General features: G+C 58.2%; 12 protein-coding genes and 4 pseudogenes. 6 read left to right on the top strand and 10 right to left on the bottom strand.

The annotated features are described in order from the left end of the window. The first annotated feature begins 152 nt into the window (after positions 1–152). Entirely contained in the window at positions 153–2735 is a 2583-nt protein-coding gene (locus AB4Z43_RS28575) for an EAL domain-containing protein (RefSeq protein ID WP_441940147.1), read from the top strand. 184 nt (positions 2736–2919) lie between these two features. On the opposite strand, the pseudogene AB4Z43_RS28570 reads toward AB4Z43_RS28575, so the two are convergent. The 3 genes and pseudogenes from AB4Z43_RS28570 to AB4Z43_RS28560 all read right to left on the bottom strand — a co-directional run. Beyond that, a pseudogene (locus AB4Z43_RS28570) lies at positions 2920–3003 on the bottom strand (IS3 family transposase); the annotation flags it as partial. Positions 3004–3005: 2 nt separating this feature from the next. Continuing rightward, positions 3006–3239, bottom strand: coding sequence for an IS110 family transposase (locus tag AB4Z43_RS28565; protein WP_441939946.1), 234 nt, complete (start codon positions 3237–3239; stop codon positions 3006–3008). A gap of 184 nt (positions 3240–3423) precedes the next feature. Then, positions 3424–4489, bottom strand: a pseudogene (locus AB4Z43_RS28560) (transposase family protein). A 266-nt stretch (positions 4490–4755) separates the two neighbouring features. Here AB4Z43_RS28560 and AB4Z43_RS28555 point away from each other — a divergent pair. Beyond that, a pseudogene (locus tag AB4Z43_RS28555) lies at positions 4756–5724 on the top strand (IS1595 family transposase); the annotation flags it as partial. A gap of 509 nt (positions 5725–6233) precedes the next feature. Beyond that, positions 6234–6740: a GNAT family N-acetyltransferase gene (locus tag AB4Z43_RS28550; protein ID WP_441939944.1), complete on the top strand. Its 507-nt coding sequence runs from the start codon at positions 6234–6236 to the stop codon at positions 6738–6740. Positions 6741–7543: 803 nt separating this feature from the next. Here AB4Z43_RS28550 and AB4Z43_RS28545 read toward each other — a convergent pair. From AB4Z43_RS28545 to AB4Z43_RS28535, 3 genes are all read right to left on the bottom strand, one after another. Beyond that, positions 7544–9022, bottom strand: a complete 1479-nt coding sequence (locus AB4Z43_RS28545) for a pilus assembly protein TadG-related protein (protein ID WP_441939942.1) — start codon at positions 9020–9022, stop codon at positions 7544–7546. A 403-nt stretch (positions 9023–9425) separates the two neighbouring features. Further along, a complete protein-coding gene (locus AB4Z43_RS28540; RefSeq protein ID WP_441939940.1) occupies positions 9426–9866 on the bottom strand; it encodes an AraC family transcriptional regulator in 441 nt (146 codons plus the stop codon). A 143-nt stretch (positions 9867–10009) separates the two neighbouring features. Next, positions 10010–10192: a helix-turn-helix domain-containing protein gene (locus AB4Z43_RS28535; protein WP_441939938.1), complete on the bottom strand. Its 183-nt coding sequence runs from the start codon at positions 10190–10192 to the stop codon at positions 10010–10012. A gap of 139 nt (positions 10193–10331) precedes the next feature. On the opposite strand from AB4Z43_RS28535, the gene AB4Z43_RS28530 reads away from it, so the two are divergent. Continuing rightward, positions 10332–10577 (top strand): autotransporter-associated beta strand repeat-containing protein, encoded by a 246-nt coding sequence (locus AB4Z43_RS28530; RefSeq protein WP_441939936.1) that lies wholly within the window; start codon positions 10332–10334, stop codon positions 10575–10577. A 79-nt stretch (positions 10578–10656) separates the two neighbouring features. Here the strand turns inward: AB4Z43_RS28530 and AB4Z43_RS28525 are convergent. The 3 genes and pseudogenes from AB4Z43_RS28525 to AB4Z43_RS28515 all read right to left on the bottom strand — a co-directional run bounded on the left by AB4Z43_RS28525 (position 10657) and on the right by AB4Z43_RS28515 (position 11947). Then, positions 10657–10937 (bottom strand): annotated as a pseudogene (locus AB4Z43_RS28525) (HU family DNA-binding protein). A 204-nt stretch (positions 10938–11141) separates the two neighbouring features. Next, positions 11142–11306, bottom strand: coding sequence for a hypothetical protein (locus AB4Z43_RS28520; protein ID WP_441939934.1), 165 nt, complete (start codon positions 11304–11306; stop codon positions 11142–11144). 152 nt (positions 11307–11458) lie between these two features. Then, positions 11459–11947, bottom strand: a complete 489-nt coding sequence (locus tag AB4Z43_RS28515) for a hypothetical protein (RefSeq protein WP_441939932.1) — start codon at positions 11945–11947, stop codon at positions 11459–11461. A 364-nt stretch (positions 11948–12311) separates the two neighbouring features. Between AB4Z43_RS28515 and AB4Z43_RS28510 the strand changes: the two genes are divergently transcribed. Together AB4Z43_RS28510 and AB4Z43_RS28505 are read left to right on the top strand one after the other, a co-directional pair. Further along, positions 12312–13217: a hypothetical protein gene (locus tag AB4Z43_RS28510; RefSeq protein ID WP_441939930.1), complete on the top strand. Its 906-nt coding sequence runs from the start codon at positions 12312–12314 to the stop codon at positions 13215–13217. 595 nt (positions 13218–13812) lie between these two features. Continuing rightward, positions 13813–14244, top strand: coding sequence for a hypothetical protein (locus tag AB4Z43_RS28505; protein WP_441939928.1), 432 nt, complete (start codon positions 13813–13815; stop codon positions 14242–14244). Between the two features lie 400 nt (positions 14245–14644). On the opposite strand, the gene AB4Z43_RS28500 is transcribed toward AB4Z43_RS28505, so the two are convergent. After that, positions 14645–15593, bottom strand: a protein-coding gene (locus AB4Z43_RS28500) for an IS630 family transposase (RefSeq protein ID WP_441939926.1) whose coding sequence is annotated in 2 segments (ribosomal slippage) — positions 14645–15256 and positions 15258–15593 — 948 coding nt in all. Because the reading frame shifts where the segments join, the coding sequence is not laid out codon by codon here. Between the last annotated feature and the right edge of the window lie 178 nt (positions 15594–15771).

Here is a 15771-nt window from a genome sequence, read left to right as displayed (position 1 = left end):
AGGTCAAAATTAATTAATGAACGCTAATGTTCGGCCGTCGTGTCCATCCAAGCACCTGAATTCCAAGGGAGTTCACCTTATTGGCTCTTTTCGGCTTTAGGTTTGGAGATGTAAAGCGGGCCGCTTTTTCGTCGGCAAATATTCCGGCCGCAATGGCAATTTTGGTTATCGCCATCTGCGCGGCATATGCGGACCATCAGAACACGACGTTATCGGATCAAGCCAACCGTGCCGATGTCCTGGTTAAGGTCAATCTTGTCCGCGCCAAGCTTGAAAGGAATATTAGCGCAAACCTTCAACTCGTGCGCGGGTTGGTCGCTGCGGTCGTAACTGAGCCATATATGGGGCAGCAACGCTTCGCTACACTCGCGAGCAACCTGTTTCGCGAGGGATCGCAACTGCGTAACATTGCCGGCGCGCCCGATCTGGTCATTTCCCTGATGTACCCAATGAAGGGAAACGAAAGGGCGATGGGCCTCGATTACCGGCAGGATGAACGGCAGAGTGAGGCGGCGCTACGGGCGCGTGACGAACGCAAGCTTGTTCTTGCTGGCCCCCTTGACCTGAAGCAAGGAGGCAAGGCCTTAATCGGCCGATTTCCAGTTTTTGTGCCGAGTGCGGGCGATACTGAACGATTCTGGGGCATCATTTCCGCAGTTGTCGATCTGCAGCGCCTTTACGAGGCGAGCGGGCTGTTTGACGATGATCTCGGGATTGACGTGGCCCTAATTGGCAAGGACGCTCTTGGTCCAAGTGGAGTTCAGTTCTTCGGCGATCCTGACATACGTAAGAAGAATCCCGTGACAGCTGAGGTTCTCCTTCCGTCCGGTTCGTGGCAGATCGCGGCTATCCCCAAGAAGGGTTGGCGATCGACTCCGAGCAACGCCTGGTTCTTGCGCGCTATCATGGCTGCAGCCGGAGCCCTGATTGTGATTCCGTTTTGGGCAACAGGCCGTCTGCTTGGCGAAAGACAACGCAATTATGCGGAATTGCGGCGCTTGTCGCGGCGCCTCGAACTCGCACTGGAGGCATCGGGCATCGGGGTTTGGGAGCATAATCTCGCAACCAACGATCTCTCGTGGGACGCCCGGGTCAATGAAATATACGGCAAACCCTGCGATGGAGGGAGCCGCGGCTACACTGATTGGGCGGGCGCGATTCACCCTGTGGATTTGGCAGGCGCCCACGCGGACTTCGACAGTGCTGTCGCCAGCGGTGGATCCTATTCGTCGGAGTACCGTATTGTTCGTCCTGATGGCGAGATTCGCCATGTTAGATCGAAGGCGACCATATACCAGGCCCCAACCGAGACGCCCAAAATGATTGGTGCGGAATGGGACGTGACAGCCGACGTTCTGCTGAACAGCGATCTGGTTCGCGCAAAACAGCTGTCCGACTCGAAAAATGCGGAACTCGAGGCGGCCAAGGCGCGCATAGAGCATATTGCGCTTCACGATTCGCTGACTGGTCTGCCTAACCGCCGTTACCTCGACCAGATGTTGGAGGAGTACGCGGCAAACGCACGGCGCGATGGCGGCTGTGCGGCCCTGCTTCACATCGATCTGGATCGGTTTAAGCACATCAACGATACGCTTGGCCACGCCGCGGGTGACGCGATGTTGGTACACGCCTCTACCGTCCTGCAATCCAAGGTCGATAATCGGGCGTTCGTCGCGCGGATCGGAGGTGACGAATTCGTTATCCTGTGCGCGATAGGTAACAATATCAAACAACTGGCGCAGTTGGCAGAGGGGATAATTAGCCAGATGCGCGAACCCGTCTACTACCAAGGCCATAGGTGTCGTTTTGGTGTTAGCGTGGGAATAGCAGTCGACAGCGCGAAACACATCGAAGCCAAGCAACTGTTGGTGAACGCGGATATCGCGCTTTACCGGGCAAAGAGGCGTGGGCGCAATCGACACGAATTCTTTACAGAGATGATGCAAAGCGAAATCGTCGATTCAAAGCGGATCGCCGACGAAATTCTCGGCGGCCTCGAGCGCAATGAGTTTATAGCCTTCTACCAGCCTCAATTTGACGCAAAGACGCTAGAAATTGTCGGTGTCGAGGCGCTTGCGCGATGGAGGCACCCAAATAAGGGTATTCTAGCGCCAGATGTCTTCCTCAGGATTGCAGAGGAACTAAATGTCGTCTCGACGATCGATCGATCCATACTGAACCAAGCACTTTCAGATTTTGAAGAATGGTCTGCCGCGGATCTTCATATACCACGTGTATCGGTTAACGTTTCCGCACGGCGCCTCCAAGATGAAGGACTTATCGAGAGCTTAGAAGAACTCCAAATAAAGAACGGCACAGTTTCATTTGAGCTAGTAGAGTCCATTTTCCTTGATGGAGACGATGATCTGGTGAGTTGGAATGTCGATCGGATCAAGGAGCTTGGCATTGATATAGAAATCGATGATTTTGGTACCGGCTATGCCTCCATAGTCAGCCTGCTTAAACTGCAGCCTCGCCGGCTGAAAATAGATCGGCAACTGGTCATCCCAATTGTGGCATCGGCGAAACGAAGGCAGGTCGTCTCGTCGATCATCGAAATCGGCCAGTCRTTGGGCATTGAGATCGTAGCGGAAGGCGTTGAGACGATGGACCACGCACGTGTACTCAAGGGCTTGGGCTGCGATATACTGCAAGGCTATGCCTTCGGGCAGGCGCTGGGTTCCAACGATCTAAAGGCCTTCGTTCAATCTCGACGGCTACGCGCGGCCAGCTAACTTGGGGGCGCCATATCGAACAACCTAGCCAGAAGGATCAGATCAAGAATTCTGGAAAGTGGCTGTTCCCCGATATGATGAGATACGGGCTCTCGACTGCTGACCTGAGGAGGTGGACGGCCTCCGCTCCCGGCATCGCAATGTGCCAAAGTGTGGCTGTCGAAAGTCACATGAGGGAGAGCCGCCCCTCCCGGCGCAACAACACATGGACGCGACGGTAGCCGTAGCGCACCCGCGTCTCGCATATCTCCCGAATTTGCATGCCGAGCATCAAGGCAGACAACCGGCAACCTGACCCCTTTCAGCTCGTGCCAGAGCCAGCTGGACATGGCACCCCGTCTCAAATCCGATGCGCTCGGCGTGAGCCGCACGTTTACGCAGCAACTCCGTCAAGGCTCCCGGATCGGACTTCGCCTTTCCCTGGAACACCGTCTTTCCAGCATCATCGACCACGCAGACGCTCGTCTCCCTCTGCGACACATCCAGTCCGACATATTCCTTCACTGCGGCCTCCTTGATCTCAATGGTCGGCGGCTTTTGCCGTCAGCCGAGTCTTCGTTCAAAGGAGCGACGGCAGCAATTACGTCATCGTTTCCAAAACCCCAGCCTGATCAGTGTCCACCCCTAGGGGCGCACTCCAGATCGGCGTCCAGTTTTGGCTCTGACGCACTTTTGGTGGTGATGGGGCCTACGCAGAACCGATGACGCGCGCCTGGAGTAGGTCGAGTTTTCCTCGGCCGTACATTTGGCGCTTAACGAGCTTGAGTTTGGTGATCTGCTCCTCGGTTTGGCCATTGGACCAGGGAGATGTGATCGCCGCGCTCACCGCCGCTCGGTCCTTGACGATGCCGTTGGCGAAGGGGCAACAAGGCCCGATCGAGCTCGCTCCAGCCATGGCTCAAGATCGACGAGAGACTTCTTGCGGATCATGGCCTGGAAGGCGGCGATGATTCCTCGGGCGTCGACCAGCTGGGGCACACCGCCCTCAATCGCGGCGACAAGGATGGTTTCGGACTTGGAGAGGTTGTCGCGACCGACGGTCATCGGCCGCGCTATGGTCCACGCCGAGGACGCCCGACTCATGGCGCCACCATCGACCTTTTCCGCCTTCCGCCACCGCCACGGTCGCGGGCGACGATGCCGATCTGAGGCTGGTCCGAGAGCCAGGCCTGAGCCGTCGCTGGTTCCCGGTCAGGCAGCAATGCGATGGTCTTACGCCGCTCCAGGTCGCAGATGAGGGTTCCATAGCGCTGGTTGCGTCGCCACGCCCAGTCGTCGATCCCGATCACGGCTGGCCGAACGAAGCCCGGGTTGCCGCGCCGCCGCACGACGCGCAGTAGGGTGTCGTTGCTCACGGGCAGCATCAGCCTCCGGGCGAAGCCCGCTGCCGGGCGCCCGCCCAGAACAGCCCCAATATGATGCACGATATCGTCGAGGCGAGCGGTTCGCCGCGCCCATGGCGTCGGGACGACCTCGTCAAAGCGCTCGGCGTAGATTCGCCGGCCGTACAGAACCGCGTCGCAGTGGAACCCGGCTCAGGACGACCAGCCGAACAGGCTTTCCAGCCAAAGGCAGATCCGCCAAGCGCCGCTGATACCGGCTGTGGATCCGTCCGATCTCGTTCCACAGCCCGGACAGGCACTCGCCATGCTCAAAGGTCGGATCGTGATGAGCGTCGCGTCGACCGTGCTGGCGGCATCTTCAACAACAAAGCCGCGCGGGACGAGAGTCGATGTTCGGAGGGTCTGGCCTATGGCATTGACTCCTTTTGTGAAACCAGTACCAGCCGACGTCACAATGTCATCAAAACTGAGTCAGAGCCCTTATTCCACGCCGAAACACATTCATCGTTCCGCTCCTTCTCCCAGCCGGGAAAATACAGCGAAAAACTCTAACCAAAAACGATCCAGTTATCGGGGATCAGAGCACACAGTCAACCGCTTATCCCGTTCGCTCAGGTGGTAACCATATCTAGCGATTGTTGCTGACGGACCGCCTCGCCTGCCTTATTGGCGTCGGCATGGGCGAGGCGCTGTTTCCGACCCGGTGGAAGAACGACAAGCCACCGTCGATCGAGAAGTTCGTGGAGACTTTCCGCGATGATTACGCATGCGCGGACTACCTTTTCAACAAGCGCTGGCCGGGCGGCTTCGCATGCCCACGCTGCGGTTCCAGGAAAGCATGGCGCCTCGAGGCGCGGCCGTGGCTTTTCGAATGCGCAGGCAAAGGAGAGAGGCCTGGGTGCCGCAAGCAGACCTCGGTGATCGCCGGGACGGTCATGCAGGGCACGCACCTGCCGCTGCGCAAATGGTTCCTGGCTGCGTACCTGATGGCGACGCACTCCAACTCCATTTCGGCGCTGCAGCTCCAGCCTAAGCTGGGCGTCTCCTACAAGACGGCGTGGCTGGTGCTCCACAAGCTCAGGCGCGCAATGGTGAACCCCAACCGGACACGGCTTTCCGGAACTGTCGACGTGGACGAGTCCGCCATCCCGTATAGGCGCAAGCAGGACGCGCTGGAGAGGGGTGGCGGCAGCAGCACAGCCAACCAGATATGGATCGCTGGAGCGAACCAGATATGGATCGCTGGAGCGGTCGAGACGGTCGGCAACCATGGCGTCGGACGCATCAGGCTCGCGCGCATCGCGGATCGTTCGGCTCAAAGCATCGTTCCGTTCGTGCGGACGGACGCACTTGCCTCATACGACAAGGTGCCTGGCCGTCGCCTCAAAAGGATCAATCTCAGCAGTAGGACGATGCCTGCCCACATCATTTTCAAATGGATTCACGTCGTTTTCGCAAACCTGAAGCGCTGGGCGCTGGGCACATTCCATGGCTTCCGGGAAAAGCATCTCGACGCCTACCTCGGCGAGTTCGCCTTCCGCTGGAACAGGCGGCGCCATTTTCACAGCGCGATGGACACGATGCTCGGGATAGGCCAGCGTCTCGAGCCCGTCACCTACCGCGGCATCGTCGGCGATACGACGCAGTGGAAGAAAGAGCACATCCGCGAAATCCTCAAGATGTGCCACCCGAACAAACGGATAATCGTGGAGGATCTCGCGAGCTATTACCGCGTCCACAGGGTGACGGTACTGGAGGAACTCGCCTGGTGGGTGGATCGCCTCAAGGAGGAGGATCCTGACGCGTATGGCGGCTTCCAATGGGATTTCGACGGCGTGCGAGAGTTCGGCGAGCGGCACCATTACACACGTCGGAAGCCGGGGCGGCCAGTGCTGACGCCGCGGCGGCAAGGCGAGGAACGTCGGACAAGCCGACGCTATCCGAACCCGTACGCCACCGCTCCCAGGATTCTCCCCGTGCCCCCGCCCGTCCACTGGCAGGCTCTCGCCCACGAGCCGAATGATTTGCGCTGTTCAGACGGGGTAGGGAAATCCCACTCTCAACCAATTGCAGGCCTTTTGACCCCCCACCGAGGAAGTCCTATTCTGCGACTTGCACAAGGCGCGAAACCCTCGCGTGATGGCGAGAACGATAAATGTCAGATATTGAAATCTTGTCGGTTCGAACGGTCATCAGACCGTTCGAACCGGAGGACGCCCCCGAGGTCTTTGCCTGTATCTCCCGGGAGATCACACGATTTATGGCGTGGGAGCCTCCACCCACTTTGGACGACTTCGCAGAGGTTTGGCGAGCTTGGCTTCCCTCAATTGAAGAGCGGTCGGACCTTCATATGGTGGCCCGTAACCGAAAAGACGGTCGGTGCCTTGGAATTGTTGGCGTACATGCGCTGCAGTCCGGAAAGCCAGAGCTAGGGATTTGGCTTCGGCGCGACGTTCATGGAATGGGATATGGCCGAGAATTGATTGGTTCGGTAGCAGCTTGGGCAAGCAAGCACATTCCCGTCGAGTACTTCGAATATCCGGTCGCAGAAGAGAACCTTGTAAGCAGACAGATTGCCGAGGCATTCGGCGGCCGAATTATGGAGCGGCGGACCAATCCCAAATACCGCTCGGTCGTCTATCACATCCCGCCTGTCGCATGAGGTGATAGTCCACTTTCCACCCAAGCCGAAATTCAAACTGACTCATCACGTCCAGACAAGCGGCGATGTCGGCCTCCCCCGAATCGTGGCATCATCGGCCGTATCAAGCGCCTTGTTGGCCCCGCACCCCGTGACGAAGCCCCGGTAGGGGCAGTCTGCCGTCATTCAGTCCACTCAAGATGTTGTGATCCCCTGAGCGAACGGGATAAGCGGTCACAGTCATGCGCGAGATGGAAACGACACGACGTTTGCACGATCGCGGGACTGAATTTCCCTATAGAGTATCATGGTCAAAACCATCTCGGCACTGCCAGCGGCTGAGATGGAAGGCATCGTTTCTAACAGTGCCTCAAGGCGGGCGCCGTTTAGGTCAGCGAGGTGGGATCTCAGGGCTTCAATACACTCGCCAAGGGCGGAAAGCAGTTCGGCGGTGTCTTTGTGGCTGTATGCCATTATAAATCTACCAGTGACAGCATTATCTGGGGCTCATCGGGCTAGTAAATTAGATGGGCTATTCGCGTACAAAGGCCAATGGTAATTTCGCCATGATTAGAGGCGAGGTCCCACCCGAAGAAGCCCGCCCACCCAAAAAGGAAAATGGAGAAACGCATCAACTAAACATAAACCGGATGATTAACAGAATCGTTAAAGTGTTATTGCGAATCAAACGAATATCAGGAGAAGACCGTGGATCGGGGGAACGGGAGAAACCGATGTAACGGCCAACCTGCCATTATATGTATGCGGTCCAGGCCGGCGGCGAGCTAAGGCAATCTAGCCTTGCTTGGACAGTCGGGACTTTGCTAACGCGCTAGGCGGACCTGCTTTAGCGAGTCGCCGATCCCTTGAAAGGCGGTCAGAAGTCTTTCTGCATCCGATGCGTCATAGAAGTGGGTTGGATCTGTGGCGCAGTCGGCAAGCATCTGTCGTGCGTCGCTGTCATCCACCATGAAAGCCACGGTGAAAACCTCGATGTTATGGGATTTGATGTAACTGCAAATATCGGTCGATTCGGTATTGGCTTGCTTAATCTGCAAGGCAGCGGCGGATGCTCCCGAACTCAAGGCGACGTGCTTGCCATCGCTCTGATTGAAGCGAAGGGTGTTTTTCCCATCGGTCATCAAAACGATAACTTTCCGAGGACTGGCGTTACTTGCGTCGTAGTCGCCACCCTCACTGAAGGGTTCGGTGGGAGACAGCATGTTCTGACCCCATATCAGCCCCGCAGGAATATAGGTGTTGGGCTTGTATGACGATCCGATGTTGATCACCATGCTGTTAATGGCCGTCAAAATTCCGAGTTTGTTCGTCGTCAGCGGCACAATCGGGTTGAGGCATTTTTGGGTAGTGTCGAGATAACCAGGATATTTGTCGGACGGATTGTTATCGGTAAGACGATCCGGCAGTTGCTTTTCGGGTGTTTTCATCCGTGAGCCTACACAGCCAAACCACGTGTAGTTTGCGGGCGAGCCGCCTCCGGTGCAAGATTGATAAGGGGCCACGGTCTGGCTTTCGCTTTTGGTGCACCCTCCGCCGCAAGTTGCCGGTTCCACAACTCCGTCTACCGTCTTGGTGCAGGCATAGGTCGGGGCGCTGGTCAGGCAGACAGTTTTTGTCGTTAACGTCTTACAGGTCTTGGGGGCTGGCGTCGTGCTGTAATCGCCCGGTACGCTGAGCCAACTTGCCGCCCGGTTCTGGATACCTACGTTGACGTAGTCGGCATAAGGAATGAGGGCCACCTTCACCTTGGCGTCGCTCACGGCGAACAATTGGGTGACCAAGTTGGTTGCAGCGTTCTTGAGCGTGTCGATCTTGGCGGTGCCACGACTGTCTTTTTCTGACATCGACCAAGTATTGTCGAGCACCAATCCAATCTCAAAGCTGCCGCTGACACCTCGTGTGGCAAGGGCGGAAACGCCGACGTCCATAGTATCAAATCGCGCCAAGCGCATGAAAGTCATTGGCAGCTTGGCCGTGAGGGCAATATCAACGTTAGTGTTGCTTCCGCTGAGCGAAGAGATCTTCGTCCCCTCCAGCGTCTGATCCGTCTGGTTCGCGGCAACGAACGCTTCGGCCATTTCTCTTATCCGAGCCTGATCAGTCTCCTTCGAACCTGCTACCGCCAAGGCAGCCGCGTCGGCGACCGTTTGAAGGCGGCTGTGTGCTGCCACCAAGCGGGAATAGTCCACGGCGAAGCCAACAGTCAGAACCAAAGGGACCACGCAAACCGCGCCAAAAATAGCGAAATTGCCGCGCTTGCACGACAAAAATTGATAAAACATTGTACCCCCGCAGTTCATTCGCCGGCTAAGGCTGACACAAACTGGTTGACTGCAGGTGTCGAATTAAGGTTGGCTGTCGGTTAACGGTGCTTATTCCATCGCCCGCCACGGCCGCGAAAAGTGCTGCACGGCCAGGAACATCAGCGTCGATGCCGCTTGCGCCGGCCTCAGCCGTGACCGGCGCAATCCCCAGTAGCGGCTTCAGCGCCCTCCAGGTTTCGGGGCTTGGGCTAACTGCATCGTGCGGCGGCGCCATCACCGCCCCAAGTCCAGCGTTCGTGTCATATCCGTCTGCCTCACCCCGAGTGCCCGCACCGCTGGAGGGGAGCGGGAGTGTGGCCGGGCATGTGCCTGGTTCTACGGCTTCTCGGCAACCATCGCCTCGGTGGTCGCAAGCACCGTCTCATCTAGTCGAGTTAGGCTTGCCAACCCGCGCCTGCAATGGCGTCACCTGCCGGTATTTCTTCATCACCGTGGTAAAATGGCTCTGGCGTGAAAATCCGGCCAGATGGGCGATATCGGCGATCGCCAGGCGGCTGTCGGCAAGCAGCCTTTCCTCGAATCGAGAACATATTGGTGCGGCGGCATCCCAAACGTCCGGGAGAAAGCCCGCATGAAGTGATAGGATGAAAGCCCGCAAACCGCAGCCATCTAGGCAAGCGCCAGCTTGCGCGTGAAGTTGTCTTCGAGGAAGTCCTGCACTTTGTGAGCGCTGCGGGCGGAAAGCGCGCCTTTTACGTGTAGCGTCGGTTGTCGCATCGCCGCTTCGGCCCTTGAAGCAAAGGTATTGATTGTCGCGCACTGCATGTCCGTGGACGATCCCCGCTTTCAAATGCTGAAGCATCAAAGCGCACCTGATGATGACTCACGCCGAAGATGGGCACACCCGCAAGCGACGTATTTTGCAAACCTCCGGAACCTTTGTAGGAAATTCCGGTCTTTTAATATCCGGTCGACGAGTGTTGCCACTTTGCCATATCAGCACTTTCAGGTCTTGACTGGAGCATGGAAGGTCGGCGTCCGTCCTCTGTACTTCTTCATGGTCGCGGCCAGATTGCTCTGATCCGAAAACCCGGCGAGGTAGGCGACTTCGGCAATTGCGAGTTCGTTGTCGACGAGCAGCTTTTCCGCGAAGTCCAGGCGCAGATTGATCAGGTAGGGCGGCGCCAACAGCTACACCGGAGGCACCGCCGTCAACAGCGGTACGCTGCAGGTATCGGGCGACGGCAATCTCGGTGCTGCGGCCGGAGCGCTCAGCTTCGATGCCGATACGCTGCGCAACACCGCGGCCTTCAGCTCCGCCCGCAGCGTGACGCTCAATGCCGGCGGCGGCACGTTAGAGACCGCTGCCGACCTTACCCTTTCGGGCCTGATCGGCGGCGCCGGCGGCTTGACCAAGACAGGCACCAGCGCGCTTACCCTCACCGGCGCCAACAGCTACACCGGCCCGACCACGGTCTCGGCCGGCAGCCTGTTCGCAGTTCCGGCCACTTTCACTCAGCCTGAGATAGGCGCCGTTGGCGCGGGGGGGCAGACCTCGGTTGCCCGGCATTAGGAAAGTCGAGAAAATCATCTTAGCCCGCCGTTGAGGCCATCTCCACGATCCGTCGTGACGCAACGCGTCCATACCGACATCAGCCGTTTACGGCATCCTTGAGCGCTTTCGCCGGCTGGAAAACGACCTTCTTCGAAGCCGCAATTTTGATCGTAGCGCCGGTTGACGGATTGCGCCCTTCACGCGCCGGTTTGTTCTGCACCTTGAACTTGCCGAATCCGTTCAGCTGATTTCCTGGCCCTTGGCAGCGGCCTCTGCAATGCCTTTCAGCACATCCTCGACCACGGTCTTTGCCTGGGTTTTCGACAGGCCGTGCGCGTCTGCAAGGCGGTCGGCAATATCGATCGTGTTGACAGCCATCGTTTTTATCCCTTCCATTTCGTTGATTGACGGCAGCCTTATGCCACAGGAGATCCAGCGCTGTCATTCGTCACGAACGGAAGCTACAGCAAACAAAGGCCAGAGCCGGGTATTTCGCGGGTCGATCAAGATAGCCATGCGCCGTACGTCGTCATCTGGATAAAATACTTGCTAGGTGCAGTACGCTACCGGTCGGCCGGTGCCTTACCAGCCTTCTTCACCGGCGACTTGACTGCCGTTGGGATCGTCGCCGCCGCGCGAGTCCGCGGGCCGGGTTTTTCTGCCACGGCTGGCGCAGTACTTACCTTGCGACCAAGCCCCATGGATATCGCAAGAGCCGAGCGGGTGGCCGCTCTCGTCGCTGATCATGCTCGACTCCAACATCGTGGCGGTCTCGCTGCCGGCGATCGGGCGCTCGCTCGGAGCCTCCTTCGTCACCTGTTTTCTCGAGCGTGGCGCGCCTCCGAACCCCGGCGAAGATGACTAACCTCAGTTGGGCATGATTGACCGCCCGGACCCCCTCAACGAGCGGCTTTAACGAGCCGGTCAAGCAGTGCGTAATCGTTCAAATCCTTGTAGGGCGTTAAGTCCAAATCGCCAGGGACGTTCTTAAGGCTCTCCTCGTCGATCGCTTTCTCATGGGCTTTCATCACCGCTTGGTATGCCTTCCACGTCAGCCCTGCGCCCCTGACGGCATCGCGTTCGGCACGCAATGCGATTTGGTGAGCATGAAGGTAGTGGAGCCGAAGCTCATCCAATAAAGCCTTTTCCACGATTTCGTGTGTGACCAGGAACGGCGTCAGCCTGACTTTCCGGCCTTTCCATGCCATCGTTCGCGGCAGGTGGCGGTCGATGTAAACCGTCTTCGCATCGCCGCTATATCCAGCAATATAGGGAATATCGAAATCGCGGCTGACTTTCACTCGCTTTTGTAAAGCCACCACCACATCGGCTAGCACGTGGTCGTCGACGTCTTCGGATTTGTGTCGAACTTCGCGGTCGAGATCCAAAGCGACCCCCTAGTGTCGTCTTTGCGCTGGTAGACTATGCAATCTCGTCGGGCGCATCTGGTTCCGCTATCCGGCGCGCACCTTGACGTCAACAAATCCGCTGGAAGCTCGGTGCGTTTCTCGTCGGGAGATGTCACCTTGACGGCCGCACCATACCAAGCCCGCTGCTCTCTTCCCCAGGCAGCGGGCTTTTTTGTCGGAACCAACCATGTCGGCGCGGAACGAACGGTCAAGCTAGGAATTACGTTTGTGTCGTAACAATTTGCGGGAGGTTCTCATGGGACGCGGCATCTTGCTCTGGCTCCTCGGTATTCCGATTCCAATTATCATCCTCATCATGCTCTTCGCCCGATAGGAGGCTACGATGCAACCAATCGGGGCCGACGTTTCCTCCACCACCGAATCCTCGTCCACCGCCGTTAGCTGGGGGCCGGTCATCGCCGGCGCATTCGCCGCATGCACGCTCTCTCTCATTTTGATGCTACTCGGCTCGGGCCTTGGACTGACTATGGTGTCGCCGTGGTCTGGCTCGGGCGCCTCGGTAACGAAATTCGCCGTCTCCACTGCGGTCTGGCTGGTCATCGTGCAATGGCTCTCGTCGGGCGTAGGTGGCTATCTTGCAGGACGGTTGCGTACCAAATGGGTCAACGTTCACACCGACGAGGTGTACTTCCGTGATACCGCTCACGGCTTCCTTGCATGGGCCCTTGCAACCCTGCTCGTCGTCGGCATTCTCGGATCGGCCCTCTCTGGAGCCCTTGGCTCGGGCGTTCAGGCGACGTCAACTATTGGGTCTGGTGCAGCTGTAGGCGCTTCGGCTGGTGCATCCTCCAACGCTGGAGCGGCGGCCGATAACGCAACATCGTACTTCGTGGATTCGCTGTTTCGGCCAACCGACCCTTCCAAGCTCGCCGCCGCCAACCCGCAAAGTGATGCGGCGGCTACGGCGCAGGCAACCCACATTCTGATCGCCGGCGCAGTGGCCGGCGACATTTCGGCCGATGACAAGACTTATTTGTCTCAGCTGGTTTCGGCGCGGACAGGATTGTCGGAAGCCGACGCCAAGACGCGCGTCGATGCAGTGCTTGCCAAGGTTCAGGACGCAAAAGTCAAGGCAAAGCAGGCCGCCGACACCGCTAGGAAGGCAACTGTAACTTTTGCACTTTTGAGCGCGTTGTCATTGGCCATCGGGGCCTTTGTGGCTAGCGCTGCGGCGGCACTGGGCGGAAGGCAACGAGACGAGGAGGAAGCTCTCTTCCTCGCCCGCTAGTCAGTCGAGATTCCGCACTTCAGAACTGGCCCGCCCGTTTCCATTCGTTTTGCTGCATAAGTGGAACCTCATATGCCGCGGCTGGTTTTATGCACGGCAGCGTAGCTGCTGGTCAAGATCCCGCAAGGCTTGGCCGGGCCCGCTTCGTCCCCGAGTCGCGGCGGGCCCACCGGAGTTACACCCGGTCGGCCGAGAAGCCTTTGCAGGTCGGTGCGGTCAAACCCCACCCCAAGACGGCTTTTAGCCACGGTTACGTTTGCGTGGGCTTTTTATCGGAACATCAGAGAAGGCGAGCCCGTTTGAAACTGCAGTAGAGGCTGCCGCATTTCAACAAGTTGATGCGGAGGCGGAGCACCCCTCAAGGTCTCAACAAACCTTAGTCCGCTGTCGAAAGGTGGCGGGCTTTTTGTGCTGTTGCAGGTGCTTTTGTTTGTCTGTCATTCCACGGTTCGACGGTCACACTTGTCGCAGCGTCGCCTTCCGGAGCTGGTTCAGGCGATTTTCTGTCGAGGAACCCTCCTGCCGGTCTTGCCAGCGAGTCGGGGCGCGATAATTTTTGTTGGGAAGGGACTTTTTTCGATCACAGGAGCCGACCATGAAACACCAAACCCTAAGCCAACTGCAGACCATTGCAGAAGTGGAACCCTTGTCGACGTATCCGATCATGACCAGGCAACAACGAATCGAGCGCTGGGCAGCTCTACTAGCAGAAAATCCCGAGCGCCGCCTGGGAGCCCTGACCGGCACCGAGCATCTTAAGGGGAAAGCCCGTGACACAGTGCGCTGTGAGGGCTCGCCAATCACAGTGGCTTTCGAGGATCCGGTACTGCGTGCGTTGGGCCTGAAAGATGACACCTATGGGGAAGCAAAGCGCTTCTTCGAACTGACTGACTGGGAATTGCATGACGTCGTCTGCAGTTGCCATGTCGGGACTACAATGAGAGGGCAATGGGCTGCCGCTAGAGTCCGCCAGATAACCGGCGGCAGCAGGCTTCTTAAATGGATCAGAGAGAGAATGTGGCAGTAAGGTTGCCTACGACTGCGACTCCCGAGAGGCTTTCTTCGTCACGTGTGCGCTAGTCCGGCGTAACCGCCCAGTTAGCGGAAGACAAGGCACCAAAGCCAGTGTCAATTTCGTGACCGTCGAAATGGGCAGTGCGCAGTGCACAATGGCGGTAGCCGCCTCCGGCCCATACACCTCGGTCGCCGCTTGGACGGCGCTTTCGTGTCGACCAAGTGCGCGATTCTCATGCCTGGATGTAAGGAGTATTCCCGGACTTCCGTTGGTGGTCCTTCTAATCTAAAGCAGCGTGATGTTCAGCGGTCCACTTTTGAGCGGCAGCGCACCGCGTTTTCGAGGCGCGTGCAGCCTGATGAACCGTGGGGAATTACGATGCGGTTGGCCGTTCGTTGAGCGCTAGAACCTTTCAGGTTTTGACGGAAGCGTACCCGGCGTTTTCGAAGTAGTTCTTGCATTCGGCTGCCTCGATGGTTTCGACGAGGTGGCCGATGTGGCGCCAAGTGTCCTCGACGGTGCGTTTCTGAGCCTGGCGCATCCAGTGTTTGATCTTGGCAAAGGCCTGCTCGATCGGATTGAGGTCCGGAGAGTAGGGCGGCAGGTACCAAAGCCTGGCACCGGCAGCCTTGATCATCTGCCTGATGGCCGCCGACTTATGACTTCCCAGATTATCCATGACGACGATGTCGCCGGGCTTCAGAACGGTGACGAGCTGCTGCTCGACATAGGCGCGGAAGCATTGGCCGTTGATCGATCCGTCGAAGACGCAAGGTGCCGCGAGCCGATCGCAGCGCAGCGCGCCCAGGAAGGTCAGCGTGCGCCAATGGCCGTGCGGCGCCAGGCCGCGCAGCCGCTTGCCCCTCGGCCCCCAGCCTCGCAGCGGAGCCATATTGGTCTTGATCCAGGTTTCGTCGATGAACACCAGGCATTGCGGATCGAGACCGGTCTGCCAAGATCGCCATCGCTGACGCCTGCGGGCAATATCAGCGCGTGCCTGCTCAAGGGCGAACAGCGTTTTTTTTGAAGCTCAGGCCCTCGCGGCGCAGGAACATCCAGACCGTATTGTGCGAAACCTTGATCCCGCGCGCATCCAACTCGTCCTTTAGCCGATGCAGCGTCAGTTCACAGGTCTGATTGATCCGCTCCACGATGAAGGCCCGATGCGGCTCCAGAACGCGCTTGCGGTGTCCGCCCATCTTGCCCGGCGCCACCGAGCCGGTGGCACGGTAACGCTGCGACCACTTCACTACAGAAGAAACTGCAACGCCAAAGCGCGATGCCACCGCACGGCAGTTCTCACCGGCGACAACTGCCTCAACAACACGCTCACGAAGATCGTTTGAAAGCGCTCGCGTCATCAGATGCTGGCCTCCAMTCCAGCCAGCATCTTGATGGGGTGGACGGCCCCCGACCCAGCGGCATCGCAATGTGCCAAGATGGCGTTGTCAAAGGACCATCAGAGGGAAGGAACCGTCCGCATGCAAGTTATCACGATTGGATTGGATATCGCCAAGAACGTCTTTCAAGTTCACGGCG

The sequence above is a fragment of the Mesorhizobium sp. 2RAF45 genome, from assembly GCF_052115225.1.
Taxonomy (GTDB): domain Bacteria; phylum Pseudomonadota; class Alphaproteobacteria; order Rhizobiales; family Rhizobiaceae; genus Mesorhizobium; species Mesorhizobium jarvisii.
Note: the sequence above shows the minus strand (reverse complement) of the source record. Positions and strands in the feature narration are given on the sequence as shown.